Raw genomic sequence first — 16889 nt, 5'->3', positions numbered from 1 at the left:
GGAACACATGACAGTGCCGAGCGCAAGACCCCGGGGGTCAGGCGACGGCGTGCGCCGGTCCTGCCACGGGTGCGGCCTGCTTTCCAAGAGCAGAAATCGCGCATGAGGCGAGTTGAAGCGCCAGGATCGACTCCGCGCCCTGGTTGCGGTTGAGACCGTCGGGCTGGAGGCCGTCGAAGCAGCCGCCGTCGCTCACCGTGGCGAGCGGCAGATCCAGGTCGTTGACGCCGAGGTACCAGCGATAGGCGCGGTTTGCCTCCTCGACCCAGCGCTGCTCGTGCGTCGCGTCATAGGCGGCGGTGCAGGCGTCGATCGTCGCCTGCGCCTCCAGCGGCTGCTGGTCGAACGGCAGCGGATCGGCATAGGGACGGCCGAAGCTCTCGGTGCCGACGGCGCGGAAGCGGCCCTCCGGCGAGGTCTGGCGCTCGACGATCCATTCCAGCGTCTCGAGACCGGTGCGGACGAAATCGTCGCGGCCGAGCGCGAGGCCCGCACGGATCAGCGCCTCCGGCAGCCGGGCGTTGTCATAGGCGAGCATGATCTCGAACCACTTCCATTCGGGCCGGCGGGCGCTGTCGAGCAGCTGGAGCAGCTCGTCGCCGAACTGGGCGAGAATGGTGCGGGCCAATGCGTGCTCTGGATGCGCCTTCAGCATCGCCGCGGCGCCGAGCATGGCGAAGGCATGGGCCCGCGGCGCCTCCAGCTCGAGCGCCATGCTGCCGGTGCGGTCGAACATCACCACCGCCCAGTCGCGATGCTTCTGCAGCCGCGCCTCGCTCGCGGTGACGCCGAGCGCCCACAACGTGCGCCCGTTCGAATCCTCCGAACCCGCATCCTCGCACCAGCTCCGGTCGAAGTTCATGAAGTTGCGGAAACGGCGCACCTCCGGGTTCCAGGCGTGCTGGACGAACGAGGCATAGACGCTGGTCCATTTGTCGCGAACCACCTCGTCCACGGGCTCGATCCGGCACATCAGCATCAGCGCGCGGGCATTGTCGTCGATGCAATAGCCGTGGCGCCGGTCCGGGATCGAGTAGATCGAATGCTGGAGCATGCCGGTCGAATCGCTCATCCGCTCGACCGCCGAAATGTCCGGCGTCAGCGGGCGGAGCGGCGGACTGCCGGCGATGCGGCGCGGCTGGGCGGCGACGATCGCGGCGATCTCCGCCATCGCCGCCTCGGCGAGGCGCGGCCAGATCATCGTGCGGCCGCGGGCATAGGCGCGCTCCGACAGGCGCGAGCGGTTGCGCTCGCTGCCGAGCAGCGCGTTGATTTCGCGCGCGAAGCCCTCGCTGTCGTCGAAGCCGACGAGCACGCCATGGCCGTCGGCGAGGATTTCGGTGGCATGGACGTAGGGTGTGGATACCACCGCCTTGCCGACGCCGACTGCATAGCTCAGCGTCCCCGAGGTGATCTGCGCCGGGTTGGTATAGGGCGTGACGTAGATGTCGGCGGCCTGAAGATAGTCGAGCAGCTCGTCGTTCTCGACGAAGGCATCGACGAAGCGAAGGTTGTCGGCCACGCCCTTCTCGGCGGCGAGCCCCTTCAGCCGGTCGCGATAGACCTCGCCCTCGTGCGCGACGAGGTTGGGATGAGTGGCACCGAGCACGACGTAGAGCGCATCGGGATGCTCGGCGACGATCGCCGGCATCGCCGCGATCATCGTCTCGATCCCCTTGTTGGGTGCGAGCAGACCGAAGGTCAGGATCACCGCGCGCCCGTCCCAGCCGAAGCGGCCCTTCATCGTCGCCGCCTCGATCAGCGGGCGGTCGGGCACGCCGTGGGGGATCATCGCGATGCCGCGCGGGCTGGCGCCATAGACGCGCTTCAGGATCTCGCGGCCGCGCTCGGCCATTACGATCACCTTGGCGGCGCGGCGAAGCAGTGCCTCCAGCACGCGCCGCTCGTCGGGGCTCGGCTGCTCGAGCACGGTGTGGAGCGTGACGATGAGGGGAATGGTGACGCGGTTGACCAGCGCCAGCAGATACTCGCCGGCGGCGCCGCCGAAGATGCCGTATTCGTGCTGGACCCACAGCGCCTGCGCGCCGCTGGCCTCGATCGTGCGCGCGGCGGCGACATAGGCCTGGCGTTCGTGCTGCGGGATGGCGGCGGTGACTTCCGGCGGATAGGCGTAGCGGCCGGGATGATCGTCCATCGCATAGACGTCGACGCGAAGGTCCGGATAACGGTCCCTGAGCGCCTTGAACGTATCTGTCGTATAGGTTGCGATGCCGCATTTGCGGGGCAGGTAATTGCCCACCAACGCGATATGATCGATCCGGTTCGCCGTCGCCGCCTGTTCCATCTCTACCCTTCGCGAATGCAACACAGGTTATGGAGCGCTGTGCCTAACCTTCGGAGAACGTTCGCAAAGCAAGATGGTTTCTTGTCTGTTGCAATGCAACATAAAGAATCCGCCAGACGTGGTGCGGACGCGCTCAGCCGCGCCCCCGGTAGCCGGGGACGTCCTGCGCCGGGACCCACACGTCGGCGGGCGGCGAGCCCGACTGCCAGAACACGTCGATCGGGATGCCGCCGCGCGGATACCAATAGCCGCCGATCCTGAGCCAATGCGGCTTCATCTCTTCGAACAGCCGCTGGCCGATGCCGACGGTGCAGTCCTCGTGGAAGGCGCCGTGGTTGCGGAAGCTGCCGAGGAACAGCTTGAGCGACTTGGATTCGACGATGGTCGCATCCGGCACATAGTCGATCACCAGATGCGCGAAGTCGGGCTGGCCGGTGATCGGGCAGAGCGAGGTGAACTCGGGCGCCGCGAAGCGCACCAGATAACGGGTACCGGCGCGCGGGTTGGGGACATAATCGAGCACGGCCTCTTCGGGAGAGGCCGGCAGGCTGCTGGACTGGCCAAGGTGGATCGGAGTCATTGCTCCCATGTAGGGCGGAAGGGCCCCGAGGAAAACTCGACGCTCCGCCTTGCCGCCGTTAGAGCCGGGCCATGGACTCGCTGGTCTCCACTCAATGGCTCGCCGACGCGATGGGCGCGGGCGATCTCCGCATCGTCGATGCGACATTCATCCTGCCCGACTATGGCCGCGACGCCGCCGCCGAATATCGTGCGGCGCATATCCCCGGCGCGGTGTTCATGGCGCTGGAGGCGGTGTCCGATCCGGCGAGCCCGCTGCCGCACATGCTTCCCACCGCCGAGGCGTTCGGACGAGCGGCCTCGGCGCTGGGGCTGTCCAACGACGATCGCATCGTCGTCTACGACAATTCCCCGCACCATAGCGCCGCGCGCATCTGGTGGATGCTGCGGCTGTTCGGAGCGAAACGGGTCGCCATCCTCGACGGCGGGCTGCCGAAATGGTTGGCGGAGGGGCGGCCGGTGGCGAGCGGCGACGAGCAGCCGGCGCCGGGCCATTTCATCGCCACGCTCGGAAGCGGCGAGGTCCGCGACCTCGCGCGGATGAAGGCGGCCTTGGCGGAGGGGACGCCGATCGCCGACGCCCGTTCGGCGGCGCGCTTCGCCGGCAGCTCGCCCGAGCCGCGTGCCGGGGTGGCGCCCGGCCACATCCCCGGGTCATTGAGCTTGCCGCAGGACAGCCTGTTCCATCCCGACGAGACCTGGAAGCGCGGCGACGTGCTCCGCGCCGCCTTCACCGGCGCCGGCATCGATCCGGACCGGCCGTTCGTTGCCACCTGCGGCTCCGGCGTCACCGCCGCAGTGCTGGTGTTCGGCGCGCATCTGCTGGGACACGAGGTGCCGCTTTACGACGGCAGCTGGTCGGAATGGGGCGCCGATCCTTCCACGCCCAAGGCGACGGGAGCGGCGGCATGAGCGGCGAGCATAAGTCCGCCACCAAGACGATCACCGCCGGCCGGCGCGAGGAATGGACGCACGGCATCGTCAGCCCGCCGGTGTGGCGTGCCTCGACCATCCTCTACGATTCGGTCGCGGACCTGCGCGCCGGCGCCGCGCGCGACACCCATCACCGCCTGTTCTACGGCCGCCGCGGGACGCCGACCCAATGGTCGCTCGCCGAGGCGCTGACCGAGCTGGAGCCGGGGGCGCACGCGACTTTGCTCTATCCCTCCGGCGTCGCGGCGGTGTCGACGGCGCTGCTCTCCGTGCTGCGGCCGGGCGACGAGCTGCTGCTGGTGGACAGTGCCTATGACCCGACCCGCAATTTCGCGAACGGGCTGCTCAAGAGCTTCGGCGTCACCACGCGCTACTACGATCCGTTGATCGGCGGCGATATTGCCGGGCTGATCGGGGAGAACACCCGCGCGATCTTCATGGAGAGCCCGGGCAGCCTCACCTTCGAGGTGCAGGATGTGCCGGCGATCGTCGCGGCGGCCAAGGCGCGCGGCGTCGTCACGCTGATCGACAACACCTGGGCAACGCCGCTCGGGCTGCCGGCGATCGGCATGGGGGTCGATTTCTCGATCCTGGCCTGCACCAAATACATCGCCGGCCATTCCGACGTGATGCTGGGATCGGTCACCACCACCGAGGAGCATTGGCAGCGGCTGCGCGCGACGAGCTATCAGCTCGGCCAGACGGCGAGCCCGGACGATGCCTGGCTCGGTAGCCGCGGACTCCGGACCATGGCGGTGCGGCTGGAGCGCCATGCCGCGAGCGCGCTGCGCATCGCCGAATGGTTGAAGGAGCGGCCGGAGGTTACGCGCGTGCTCCATCCGGCTTTGCCCGACTGTCCCGGCCATGACCTGTTCGTCCGCGACTTCAAGGGCGGCGCCGGACTGTTCTCGTTCGAGCTGGCCGGCGGCGGCGAGGCCGAGCGCGCCGCCCTGATCGACACGCTCGAGCTATTCGGTATCGGCTACAGCTGGGGCGGGTTCGAGAGTCTGGCGATCCCGGTCGATCCGGAGCGTTACCGCACCGCGACCCGATGGGAAGGCCATGGGCCGCTGGTCCGCCTGTCGATCGGGCTGGAGGACCCCGACGACCTCATCGCCGATCTCGACGCCGGCCTGGCCGCGTGGCGGGCGGCGCGGGGATGAGCCGGGCCGGCGCCTGGCTCGCGGCCAAGGGTCTGGCGGAGCCGACCCCGGCCGAGCTGGGCGAGGCCGGCATCGCGCTGGCGCTGGTCGTCGCGGCGCTTGCGCTCGGCTGGCTGGCGGGGCGGACTCTCGGTCCGCGCGCGACGGCGCTGTGGACCGCACGCGTCGGCGAGCACGGCGCAGGCGTCGGCAAGCGGCTGTGCGCGATCGTGCGTCACGGCACCGCCGCGCTGCTGCTGGCGATCCTGTCGCGCGCCTGGCCCTGGCACCCGCTGGCCGATGCCGGCATCGGCGTGGCGCTCGGCGCGGCCGGGGCGCTGGCGATGGTCGAGCTGCTGCGCGGCGTCCGCCTGTCGCGTTGGATCGCGTGGAGTGTGGCGGCGGTGGTGTTCACCGCGCTGCTGCGCCATGCGGTGGGCGGGCTGGCGCCGATCACCACGACTCTCGACGCGATCGCGGTGGAGATCGGGTCGCGGCGGCTGTCGCTGCTGACATTGGTCAGCCTGCTGGTGGCGGCGGTGCTGCTCTATGCCCTCGTCCGCCTCGTCAACCGCGCGACCGCGCAGGCGCTGGAGGGCGCGCGCGGACTCGATCCCACCCAGCGGCTGCTCGCGCAGAAGCTGATCGCCATCGCGGCGGTGGTGGTCGCCTTCTTCTTCGCGGTCGACCTGCTGGGGATCGATCTCACCACCTTCGCGGTGTTCTCGGGCGCGATGGGGCTGGCGATCGGCTTCGGCCTCCAGAAGACGGTGGGCAACCTGATCGCCGGGATCATCCTGCTCATGGACCGCTCGATCAAGCCGGGCGACGTCATCGTCGTCGGCGACAGCTTCGGCTGGGTCAACAAGATCGGCGTCCGCGCCGTCAGCGTGGTGACTCGCGACGGCAAGGAGCATTTGATCCCCAACGAAATCCTGATGACCCAGGAGGTGGAAAACTGGTCCTATACCGACACCAACGTCCGCGTGCGCATCCCGGTTCGTGTCGCCTATGACTGCGACCTCGAGCTCGCGCAGGCGCTGATGCTGCGCGCGGCGAAGGAAAGCCCGCGCGTGCTCGACACGCCGCCGTCCAACGTCTGGGTGACCGCGTTCGGCGAATATGCGGTCGAGCACGACATATTGGTGTGGATCAACGATCCGCAGAGCGGGGTCGGCAACGTCAGGTCGGACGTGCTCAACCGGCTGTGGCGGCTGTTCAAGGAGCATGGGATCGTCGTGCCCTATCCGCGCAGCGACGTGCGGATCGCGGGTGGCCGCCAAGTCGCTGCCGGACTGGCGTCGGCGCAGGATGATCCTACATCGCGCGCGTGAGCTCCCCCGTCACTGCCCGCATCGCCGACGGCGTCTCGTCGATCCCCGCCGCCGAGTGGGATGCCTGCGCCGGCAGCTCCAACCCGTTCGTCAGCCACGCCTTCCTCTCGATCCTCGAACGGTCGGGCTCCGTCGGAGGCATGAGCGGATGGCAGGCGCTGCCGGTCGTGGTCGAGGGCACGGACGGCCGGGCGGCGGCGATTGCGCCTGCCTATGCCAAGAGCCACAGCCAGGGCGAATATGTGTTCGACCATGGCTGGGCCGATGCCTGGGAGCGGGCGGGCGGGCGCTATTATCCCAAGCTGCAGGTGGCGGTGCCCTTCTCGCCGGTGCCGGGGCCGCGACTGCTGTTGCGCGATGAGGCGCAGGCTCCCGCGCTGATCGCGGCGCTGGAGGCGGTGACCGATCAGCATGGCCTGTCCTCGGCACACGCCACCTTCGTCGCGCCCGATCAGGTGCCGCTGTTCGAGGCGGCGGGCTGGCTGATCCGCACCGGCACGCAGTTCCACTGGGCGAACCACGGCTATCGGAGCTTCGACGCGTTCCTGGGCGAGCTTGCCTCGCGCAAGCGCAAGGCGATCCGGCGCGAGCGGGCGGCGGCGGTGGAGGGGCTGACGATCCGTCATGTCACCGGCCGCGACCTTACCGAGGCGCATTGGGATGTCTTCTGGCGTTTCTATCAGGACACCGGATCGCGCAAATGGGGGCGGCCCTATCTCACCCGCGCTTTCTTCTCGCTGTTGGGGGAGGTGATGGCGGACCGGTGCCTGCTGATCCTCGCCGAGCGCCACGGCCGGCCGATCGCGGGGGCCCTCAACCTGATCGGCGAGGACACGCTCTACGGCCGCTATTGGGGTTGTACCGAGGAGGTGCCATTCCTCCACTTCGAGCTTTGCTATTATCAGGCGATCGATGCGGCGATCGCGCGGGGCCTCAAGACCGTCGAGGCGGGCGCGCAGGGAGAGCACAAGCTGGCGCGCGGCTATCTACCCGTCACCACCTGGTCGGCGCACTATATCCCCGATCCGAACTTCCGCCGCGCCGTCGCTGATTTCCTGGTGCGCGAGCGGCAGGCGATCGAGCACGAGCAGGAATTCCTGGGCGAGCTCGGCCCGTTCAGGAGGTGCGGCGCACCATGACCTGGATGCGCTGGTAGAGCTCGGGATAGGGGCCGAGGTCCCTGGGCGAGAGCTGCGCGCGGGGCACGCTGTGGTCGACCTTGAACAGCGCCGAATTGCCCTGACGCCATACCGGGATCAGCCCGGCCTCCAGCCTTTTGTCATAGGCCGGCGGGCGGATCACCCAGACATAGTCGAACGCCCGTCTGGGGAAGCGCGCGAGGCTGACCGCGATCGGCCGCCACCATTCGCGCGGGCATTGCACGCTGGTGGTGATCTGCGAGGGATCGTGCGAGAAAGGAATGGCGGCGCGGTAGCGCACCGTCAGCAGCTGCGCGCCCGGCATCGACCATTGGTCGTTGGTGTAGGCGAGCCGCCGCACCGTCGCGAGCCCCGGCAGGTGCTGGAGGCGCGTCATCTTCCATTCGTTGTAGCAGGTCTCGCCGACGAAGCTGACCAGCCGGGCGCCGACCGGTAGGTGATCGAGCGCCTTGAGCTCGCGGTCGTAATCGCGGTCGTAGAGCCAATAGCTGATCGTGGTGCCGCCGATTCGCACGAGGAAGAAGGAGAGGCCCCCCACCGCGAGCACGGCGGCGCCGCGCATCGACATGCCGGGCTTCGGCCTGAGCGCGACCAGCCCGATGCCGAGCATGAACGGCGCGAGGCGCATGTCGGCATAGGCCGAACCGAAGATGATGCGCGGCAGCAGCACGAACACGGCGGCGAGGAACAGTCCCGACAGCAGCAGGTTGCGCGAATATTGGATGTTGGGATCGCGCACGCCCTTGAACAGCACGAGCAGCAGCACCGCCAGTGAGGCGATGTCGAAGGTGATCCAGCGGTCGCGCAGGATCATCAGCACCCACATCGCCTTCGCCCGCCAGTTGAACCAGTCGGCGGTCTGGCCGGAGACATGGCCGCTGCGCCACAGCACCATCAGCAGCGCGGGCGGAACCAGCGGCAGGCAGTGCAGCACCGCATGGAACCACGGCACCACCCAGCGCGCGATCACGCCGCTGCGGTCTCGCCTCAGGTCATGCTGGCGGATGAGTTCCGCCGAGAAGCAGAGCACGCCCAGCGTGCCCCAGCCATAGGTGTGGGCAAGCCAGATCACCGCGCCGATCGGCACGAACAGGGCCGCCCGCAGCTCGAGATGCCCGGTCCGCGCGAGCCGCAGCCACAAGGCGAAGGCGTTGAGCGCGAGGCCCATCGCCAGCGCGAAGTTCACGAAGCCGAAGTGGAAGGGGTAGCTGTAGGCGAGCGGCAGCGCGAACAGCGCGGTCGGAGGGATACGCCCATGCACCTCGCGCGCGATCCACAGGAAGCCGAGCGCGATCAGCGCCGGGATCGCCATGACGATCAGCTTGACCGCGAACTCCAGCCCGACGACCGGCGCGAGCGGGATGATCAGCAGATCGACGCCCAGATTGCCGATCAGGCTCCAGCGGAAGTTGTACCATTCGGTCAGCCAGGGATATTGCCCGTGGCTCAGCTGCACGCGGTAGCGCGCCATATGGCCGGGCAGGTCGACCAGCGGCGGCACGTCGGGCCAGACGAGCGGAATCATCGCGATGATCGCCGCCGCGACGACGAACCAGCGCGTCTGCCACCAATGAAGCTTATCTGTGCCCCCGGTCATCCGGGGGCTTCTAGGGGCGAGACCCCCCTTGGGACAAGCCGTGCTTTGACGGATAGACGACACGCCAGGCGAGGACCGGCGAATGGGCGATCGGCACCGGTTCGAGCCAGTCGAACCGCTCGCCGCGTTCCAGCTGAGCCCAGAAACCGTTCGGGGCCGCGGATTTGTAGATCTCGGTCTCGTTCTCGCCGGGGCAACCGACGACGTAGCGTGCTCCGCTCGCCAGCACCGATCGATGCGCCTCCTCCGGATCGGCGATGAAGGTGGCGATAACTCGGTGCATTGCCGCGACATTGCGGTGATAGCCGCCGGCGATGGCGCGATGGCTGGTCCAGCCTATCAGCGCTGGCGTCGCGTCGATCGGCGCGAACAGCAGCGACGGCGGGAGCTGCGCGAGATCGGCCATCTCCTGCGAATGGGTGCATGGCGGACGGGTGAGCGGGGCGACCGGGAAGGTGACCGGCGAGGCCCGCAGGTCGAAGAGCCCGCCCGCCGCCAGTCCCGGCGCTGCCGCGACCAGCGCGCCGGCAGTGGCGGCAATGCGCGGCAGCAGCGACCTCACGGCACGCGCACGCACCAGCATCGCGTGGAGAAGCCATGCGCCCCCGGGAAGCGCCAGCGCATTGGCAGTGGCGCCGGTGCGGATCACTAGCAGCGATAGCGCAAACGATGCGCTCGCGAGCCCCAGCATCATCGTCCAGCGCACGCGCTCGGGTCCGGCGGCACCGCGCCGGGCGAGGATCGTGCCCATCAGCCCGACCACCGGAAAGCCCGCCGTCATCAGTGCCCAGGCCAGCGTCTGCTGCCATATCGGCAGCCCTTCCGAGACGTTCTGATACCAGAAGCGATAGACGAGCGGATCGAGTGAGGCGAAGGGGCCGCGTACACAGTCCGGCGCCATGCCAACGAGCGCCGCCAGCGCCGCACCGCCGGCCAGCGTCAGCAGGGCAAGGCGCGCGACGAGAGATCGGGCGGGCACGAGCATCGCCGCGCCGAAGCCGGTCGCTGCCACCCAAATCGCGACGATCCAGGCTGGCGCGACGGCGTCGCAGGCCGGCTGGAACATCGCTGGTCCACGGGTCGCGACGTGGAGCAGGACGATCCCGCCCGCAAGCGTTCCCATCAAGGCCATCGCCTGCGGCCGCCGCGTCGGGTCGAACGCCCATGCCAGCATCGCCATCGCGATCATCACGGCGCTGACCGGCAGCCCTTCGAGCGATATCGTCAGCAGCACCGCCAGCGCCCCGCCCATGATCACTCCAGATCGCGCGGAAGGCCGGCCGACCAGCACTACCGCGGCAAGCATCGCCAGCGCGATCTGCCAACCATGATGGTCGATCCGGAGCGGCCGCAGCTGAAAGAGGAGCGGTACCGACAGGGGTGCCAGCAGCACGGCCAGCTTTGCCCGCTCCAGGCCGGCCAGCCGGCGGGTCAGTTCGGCGCCGAGCGCCATCACCACGAGCAGCGTCAACAGCGGCACCAGCGTCATCGCGATTCGGTTCGAGGCGGCAGGGCCGACCAGCGGGTCAAACGCGAGCATCACCGCCGCAAGCGGTAGATCGACCAGACGCGACCAGTGCATCGCGAAATGGCCGCCCCACAGCCGGTGCTGGCTGACGTCCCACCAGCTCTGTCCCGCGAGCCAGTCGCGCACCTGGAGCAGGCGCATCGCGTCGTCGGCATCGGGGAACCAGAGATGGGCGATCGAGCGAGCGGCAACCAGAGTCAGCACGGCCGCGGCGATGGCCCAGCCGATGGCGACCGGCGCGAACAGGGGGTGGCGGTGAAGCGCGGTCATCTGTGCCGCGTACCGTCAGGCGGCCTTCAGTCGTTCGGGCACTCCGCGCAAGCTGGCGAGCGCGGCCCGTTCGCCCTCGTTGCCGGATTCGTGATACTCGGCATCCTCGTTGACCGCCCAGACATCGTAGACCCGCTCGCCGGCGACGATGTTCCGCACCGTCAGCATCGCCGTCATCATCGCGTGGTCCTGGTTGTTGTAGCGGTGCATGCCGTTGCGTCCGACGAGATGCAGCGTGGGATGGCGTTCCTCCAGCTCGTGACGGAGCCGGTCGACATTGGCGCGGTAATCGTCGTCATAAACCGGATAGGCCTTTTCCTGGCGGACCACCGCGCCGCCGACCACCTGGTCGGGTCGACACAGACCGAGTGTCGCCATCTCGCGCGTCGCCAGCGCGATGAGCTCGTCGTCGGTCGACGCCCACAGGCCATCACCCTCGAAGCAGAAATATTCGAGGCCGACGCAGGCGATCCCGGGATCGGGGACCATCTCCGGCGACCAGCTCCGGAAATTCTGGACGCGGCCGACCTTCACCTTCGAATCGTGGATGTAGATCCAGTTGTCCGGAAAGAGATCGGGCGCACGCACCATCAGCGCCACGGTCAGGAAGTCGCGGTAGCGCAGCGCCGAGGCCTGCGGCAGCGCCGCGGGCAGCGGATGGAGGCGGGTGGCGAGCTCCCGCATCGGCGCACTCGAGATGACGTGGGCAGCGCTGATCGTAACCGTCTCGCCGGCGGGGCCGGTCGCCTGCACGCGCCAGCGTCCGGCGGCGTCGTCATGCGAGAGCTGGCGCAGCGCATGCCCCATCAGCACCCGGTTGCCGTGGCCGATCACCTTGTCGCGGGCAGCTTCCCACATCATCCCCGGACCGAGCCGCGGATAGCGGAAGCTTTCGAGCAGCGTCTTGGCCTGCATCCCGTCGTTGGGGCGCTTGTTAAGCCCCAGCGAGCGCTTGAGCCCGTCGAGCACCGCGGCGCCGAGGCTGAGGCCCTTGATCCGCTGCGCCGCCCAGTCGGCGGACATGGTGTCGCATGGCATCCCCCACACCTTCTCGGTGTAGGTCTTGAAGAAGATCGAATAGAGCTTGCGCCCGAACTGGTTGATCACCCAGTCCTCGAAGCTTCTCACCTCGCGGATCGGGAAGAGCTTCGCCTTGGCATAGCTCGCCATGCACAGCGCCGAGCGCCAGAGGCCGAGATTGCGCAATGCCTCGAACGCACGCAGCGGATAGCTGTAGAAGCGGCCCTCGTAATAGATCCGGCTCATCCGCGGCCGTTCGATGAAATCGTCCGGCAGGATCTCGTTCCAGAGATCGACCACTTCCTTCGACTTGGAGAAGAAGCGATGGCCGCCGATGTCGAAGCGGAAGCCCTGATGCTCGACGGTGCGGCTGATGCCGCCGACGTAATCGCGGTCCTTCTCGATGACGGTGACGGCGTAGCCGGCCTTGCCAAGCAGATAGGCCGCGGTCAGCCCGGCTGGGCCGGCCCCGATGATCGCGACGTCGACCGCCGTATTGTCGCCCACCATCCGTCCACTCTCCCCCTGTGACGGGAGAGCAATGGCGCGGCAGGCGCTAAGATAGAGTTAATGCGCCGTTGACGGTCCGCGCTCAGGCGCGATCCCGCCGCCCCAGCAGCCGCAGCCGCAGCGCGTTCAGCTTGATGAAGCCCGCCGCGTCGCGCTGGTCGTAGGCGCCCTGGTCATCCTCGAAGGTCACGACCTTCTCCGAATAGAGCGAATGCGGCGACTTGCGGCCGATGACGTGGACGCCGCCCTTGTAGAGCTTGAGGCGCACCGTGCCCGCGACCTTGGCCTGGCTATGGTCGATCGCCGCCTGCAGCATCTCGCGCTCGGGCGAGAACCAGAAGCCGTTGTAGAGCAGCTCCGCATAGCGCGGCATCAGCTCGTCCTTGAGGTGGGCGGCGCCGCGGTCGAGCGTGATCTGCTCGATGCCGCGGTGCGCCAAGTGCAGGATGGTGCCGCCCGGCGTCTCGTACATGCCGCGCGACTTCATGCCGACGAAGCGGTTCTCGACCAGGTCGAGCCGGCCGATGCCATGGGTGCGGCCGAGGTCGTTGAGCTTGGCCAGCAGCGAGGCGGGCGACAGCCCCTCGCCGTTGACCGCGACCGCATCGCCCTTCTCGAAATCGATCGTGATGATCTCGGGCGCGTCGGGCGCGTCCTCGGGGTTGACCGTGCGCGAATAGACGTAGTCCGGCACTTCCTCCCACGGATCCTCGAGCACCTTGCCCTCGCTCGAGGTGTGGAGGAGGTTGGCGTCGGTCGAGAAGGGCGCCTCGCCACGCTTGTCCTTGGAGACCGGGATCTGGTGCGCCTCCGCGAACTCGATCAGGCGGGTGCGGCTGGTCAGGTCCCATTCGCGCCAGGGAGCGATCACCTTGATGTCGGGCGCGAGCGCGTAATAGCCGAGCTCGAAGCGGACCTGGTCGTTGCCCTTGCCGGTGGCGCCGTGGCTGACCGCGTCGGCATTGACCTGGCGCGCGATCTCGATCTGGCGCTTGGCGATCAGCGGCCGCGCGATCGAGGTGCCGAGCAGGTACAGCCCCTCGTAGAGCGCATTGGCGCGCATCATCGGGAAGACGTAGTCCCTGACGAACTCCTCGCGCAGGTCGTCGATGAAGATATGCTCGGGCCTGACCCCCATCAGCTCGGCCTTGGCGCGCGCGGGCTCGAGCTCCTCGCCCTGCCCGAGGTCGGCGGTGAAGGTGACGACCTCGCAATGATAGGTCTGCTGGAGCCACTTCAGGATCACGCTGGTGTCCAGGCCGCCCGAGAAGGCGAGGACGACACGGTTGATCTGGTCGGACATGGTAACGGGCTCCAGGGAGTCGGGGACGCGGGCCGGTATCAGGCGGGGTCCCATGGAGCAAGACCGCTGAGCAGCCGCGGCCAATGCCAGCCGAGCGCGAGCGCGCGATAGACATAGCTCGCGAGCAGCCCCAGCCATATCCCCGCCGCGCCGAGCGGGCGGAGCGCGAGATCGGTGGCGACGTAGAGCGCCGTCGACAGGATCGCGGCGTTGCGCAGCGCCCGTCCGCCGGTCGCGCCGATGAACACGCCGTCGAGCAGCCACGCCGGGGTGCCGACCAGCGGCACGAGGACGACGAAGGGCAGCAGCGCCTCCGCCCGCTCGCGGACGGCGGCGTCGGTGACGAGCAGGTCGATGCCGCTGCGGCCGGCGAGGGCGATGACGACGCAGAAGAGCAGCGCCGTCGCCAGGCAGAACTCCCCCGTCAGCCGCACCGCGCGCCTGAGGTCGGCCCGGGAGTTCGCGCCGACGGCATGGCCGACGCGCGATTCGGCGGTGAAGGCGAACCCGTCGAGCACGAAGGCGACGATCCCGACCGCCTGCATCAGCACCTGCTGCGCCGCCAGCGTGGTCGCGCCGAGCCGCGCGCCGGCGTTGGTGAACCAGGCGAACAGCAGCAGCAGCGCGACGGTGCGGATCATGATATCGGCGTTGACCGCAAACAACCGGCGCATCCTCGCCGCATCGAACAGGCGGGCCCGATCGCGAAGCGCGCGGAGATGCGGGGCGACCATCACGAGACCGACCGCCAGGGCGGTCCATTCCGCACAGGCGGTGCCGAGCCCGACGCCGCGCGCACCCCAGTGGAAGTGCCAGACGAACAGCACGTCGAGCCCGACGTTGACCAGGTTCATCACGATCTGCAGCGCGAGCGCGGCGCGGGTGCGACCCAGCCCCAGCAGCCAGCCGTTGATCGCGAATACCGCAAGGCTCGCCGGCGCGCCGAGAAAGCGTGCGGCGACATAGGGCTTGGCCGACGCGTCGACGTCGGCGCCGCCCGCGAGCAGCTGAAAGGCGAGCGGGATCAGCAGGAGCTGAAGCATCACCAGCAATGCGCCGAAACCCAGCCCGACCGCCAGCCCGCGCACCAGCAGCGCATCGGTCTCCGCCGTGTCGCCCGCGCCGGCCGCCTGGGCAGTCATGCCGGTCATGCCCATGCGCAGGAAGCCGAAGCTCCAGAAGATGAAGTTGACGATGGTGGTGCCGAGCGCGACCCCGGCCAGCGCCGCGGCATCGCCGGTGCGTCCGATCACCGCGGTGTCGACCAGGCCGACCAGCGGCACCGTCATCTGACCGACCATGATCGGCCAGGCCTGCGCGAGGATCGAGCGGCGGGTGAGGGGGAGGGCGGCCATGGATGGGCGGCTTAGGGCGCCTTTTCCCCTTCGTCACCCCGGCCTTGTGCCGGGGGCCACCGTGCCGCACAGTCCGCACGGTTCGGCTCCAGCTGCACGGTGGACCCCGGCACAAGGCCGGGGTGACGGGAGGGGGAGAGGGCAATGGCGGAGAACAAGACACAGGCGACCGCCGCGTCGGTCGAGGCGTTCCTCGACGCTGTTCCAGACGAACGCCGCCGCGCCGACGCGCGCACCGTCGCGGCGCTGATGGCGAAGGTTTCCGGCGAACCGGCGACGATGTGGGGACCGTCGATCGTCGGCTTCGGCTGCTATCGCTACAAATACGACAGCGGCCGCGAGGGCGAGATGTGTCGGATCGGCCTCAGCCCGCGCAAGGCGGCGCTGACGCTCTACCTGGCGAGCGGCGATCCGATGCGCGAGGCGCTGCTCGCCCGGCTGGGCAAGCACAGTACCGGCAAGGGGTGCCTCTACCTCAAGTCGCTTGGCGACGTGGACATGGGCGTGCTGGAGGAGCTGATCGCCGGCAGCCTCGCCGACAATCGCGCCCGCTATCCCGGCTGATCGCCGACGGGATCAGGCCGACGCGCGCAGCTTGGCTTCCGCCTCGGCCATGTAATCACGGGTGATCGGCAGCGTGTGGCGGCCCCGCGCGAACTGGAGCTGGTAGTTCACCATGTTGCCGTACTGGAAGGTGACGTAGGCGCCCGCGAGGTAGAAGGTCCACATGCGGAAGAAACGTTCGTCGTAGAGCTCGACTAGCGCATCCTTCGCCGCGACGGTGCGGTCGTACCACTCCTTCAGCGTATAGGCGTAGTGCAGCCGCAGCACCTCGATATCGGTGCAGAACATGCGCACGCCCTCGTATCCGCGTGCGATCTCCGACAGGGCGGGGATGTAGCCGCCGGGGAAGATGTATTTCTGGGTGAACTTGTCGGTGACGCCCGGCCCGTCGGTGCGGCCGATGGTGTGGAGCAGCATCACGCCCTCCTCGGTCAGCAGCGCGCGGCATTTCTCGAAGAAGGCGCGGAAATAGAGCGTGCCGACATGCTCGAACATGCCGACCGAGACGATGCGGTCGAAGGTGCCGGTGAGGTTGCGATAGTCGATCAGCTCGAACTTGACCTTGTCGGCGACCCCGGCCTCCTCGGCGCGGCGGCGGGCGACCTTGAGCTGCTCCTCCGACAGGGTGACGCCGAGCACCTCGGCGCCGGTCTTGCGGTGGATGTAGAGCGCCATCCCGCCCCAGCCGCAGCCGATGTCGAGCACGCGCATCCCCGGCTGGATCGCCAGCTTGGCGACGATGTGCGCCTTCTTGTCCTCCTGCGCCTGATCGAGGCTGTTCGAAGGATCGGTGAAATAGGCGCAGCTGTATTGGCGGTCGCGGTCGAGGAAGAGGTCGTAGAGCCGGTCGTCGAGATCATAGTGATGCGCGACGTTGCGCTTCGAGCGGCGCGTCATGTTGACGCGGTCGATACGGAAGCGGATCGCGGTCAGCGCGCGGCCGAGCCAGCTCGCCTCGAGCGCGCTGTCGTCGTGCTCCCACATGTTGTTGGCGGTGGCGAGGCTGAGCAGGCCGAGGATATCGCCCTCCTCGATCGCCAGCGATCCGTCCATGAAGGTCTCGCCCGCCCCCGTCGCCGGATCGCGCAGGATGCGGCCGACCGCGCCCTTGGCGAAGCGGATGGTGATCGACGGTAGCTCGGGATCGGGCGTGCCGAAGCTCACCCGCTTGCCGTCGGCGTGGATCACGGTGAGCTGGCCGCGCTTGATTGCGCGCGCGAAGAAACGATCGATCAGCGACATCGCGCCGTTGCCTAGCAATCGTTTTGGCTGTGCAAAAGCCCCGGCTC

General features: G+C 68.5%; 13 protein-coding genes. 5 read left to right on the top strand and 8 right to left on the bottom strand.

What is annotated here, in order from left to right; genetic code table 11:
• Positions 1–37 precede the first annotated feature (37 nt).
• Positions 38–2305: a glycosyltransferase family 4 protein gene (locus LZK98_RS20085; protein ID WP_233784277.1), complete on the bottom strand. Its 2268-nt coding sequence runs from the start codon at positions 2303–2305 to the stop codon at positions 38–40.
• A 133-nt stretch (positions 2306–2438) separates the two neighbouring features.
• A complete protein-coding gene (gene queF / locus LZK98_RS20080; protein ID WP_233784276.1) occupies positions 2439–2885 on the bottom strand; it encodes a preQ(1) synthase in 447 nt (148 codons plus the stop codon).
• A gap of 71 nt (positions 2886–2956) precedes the next feature.
• Here queF and sseA point away from each other — a divergent pair, with 71 nt between their 5' ends.
• Genes sseA through LZK98_RS20060 form a run of 4 tightly spaced genes read left to right on the top strand, consistent with a single transcriptional unit; the run spans position 2957 to position 7432 of the window.
• The gene (gene sseA / locus LZK98_RS20075) at positions 2957–3796 is read left to right on the top strand and encodes a 3-mercaptopyruvate sulfurtransferase (protein WP_233784275.1); all 840 of its coding nucleotides are present in this window, start codon (positions 2957–2959) and stop codon (positions 3794–3796) included.
• Positions 3793–4980 carry a cystathionine beta-lyase gene (metC, locus tag LZK98_RS20070; RefSeq protein ID WP_233784274.1) on the top strand — a complete coding sequence of 396 codons (1188 nt, stop codon included), beginning with the start codon at positions 3793–3795 and terminating at the stop codon, positions 4978–4980. Before sseA ends, metC begins: the two co-directional genes overlap by 4 nt.
• A complete protein-coding gene (locus LZK98_RS20065; RefSeq protein WP_233784273.1) occupies positions 4977–6293 on the top strand; it encodes a mechanosensitive ion channel family protein in 1317 nt (438 codons plus the stop codon). Before metC ends, LZK98_RS20065 begins: the two co-directional genes overlap by 4 nt.
• Positions 6290–7432 (top strand): GNAT family N-acetyltransferase, encoded by a 1143-nt coding sequence (locus LZK98_RS20060; RefSeq protein ID WP_233784272.1) that lies wholly within the window; start codon positions 6290–6292, stop codon positions 7430–7432. Before LZK98_RS20065 ends, LZK98_RS20060 begins: the two co-directional genes overlap by 4 nt.
• Here the strand turns inward: LZK98_RS20060 and LZK98_RS20055 are convergent.
• The 5 genes from LZK98_RS20055 to LZK98_RS20035 form a co-directional block, all read right to left on the bottom strand.
• Complete coding sequence (locus LZK98_RS20055; protein WP_233784271.1) at positions 7410–9050, bottom strand: hypothetical protein; 1641 nt, start codon at positions 9048–9050, stop codon at positions 7410–7412. The genes LZK98_RS20060 and LZK98_RS20055 overlap by 23 nt on opposite strands.
• A gap of 10 nt (positions 9051–9060) precedes the next feature.
• Entirely contained in the window at positions 9061–10848 is a 1788-nt protein-coding gene (locus tag LZK98_RS20050; RefSeq protein ID WP_233784270.1) for a hypothetical protein, read from the bottom strand.
• Positions 10849–10863: 15 nt separating this feature from the next.
• The gene (locus LZK98_RS20045; RefSeq protein ID WP_233784269.1) at positions 10864–12378 is read right to left on the bottom strand and encodes an NAD(P)/FAD-dependent oxidoreductase; all 1515 of its coding nucleotides are present in this window, start codon (positions 12376–12378) and stop codon (positions 10864–10866) included.
• 82 nt (positions 12379–12460) lie between these two features.
• On the bottom strand, positions 12461–13681 hold the full coding sequence (locus tag LZK98_RS20040; RefSeq protein ID WP_233784268.1) for an argininosuccinate synthase: 1221 nt from the start codon (positions 13679–13681) through the stop codon (positions 12461–12463).
• A 38-nt stretch (positions 13682–13719) separates the two neighbouring features.
• Positions 13720–15036, bottom strand: coding sequence for an MATE family efflux transporter (locus LZK98_RS20035; protein WP_233784267.1), 1317 nt, complete (start codon positions 15034–15036; stop codon positions 13720–13722).
• Positions 15037–15180: 144 nt separating this feature from the next.
• Here LZK98_RS20035 and LZK98_RS20030 point away from each other — a divergent pair, with 144 nt between their 5' ends.
• The gene (locus LZK98_RS20030; protein ID WP_233784266.1) at positions 15181–15600 is read left to right on the top strand and encodes a DUF1801 domain-containing protein; all 420 of its coding nucleotides are present in this window, start codon (positions 15181–15183) and stop codon (positions 15598–15600) included.
• 12 nt (positions 15601–15612) lie between these two features.
• Here the strand turns inward: LZK98_RS20030 and LZK98_RS20025 are convergent, their stop codons facing one another.
• Entirely contained in the window at positions 15613–16842 is a 1230-nt protein-coding gene (locus LZK98_RS20025) for an SAM-dependent methyltransferase (RefSeq protein WP_233784265.1), read from the bottom strand.
• Between the last annotated feature and the right edge of the window lie 47 nt (positions 16843–16889).

It is taken from the genome of Sphingomonas cannabina (genome assembly GCF_021391395.1).
GTDB lineage: Bacteria > Pseudomonadota > Alphaproteobacteria > Sphingomonadales > Sphingomonadaceae > Sphingomonas > Sphingomonas cannabina.
Note: the sequence above shows the minus strand (reverse complement) of the source record. Positions and strands in the feature narration are given on the sequence as shown.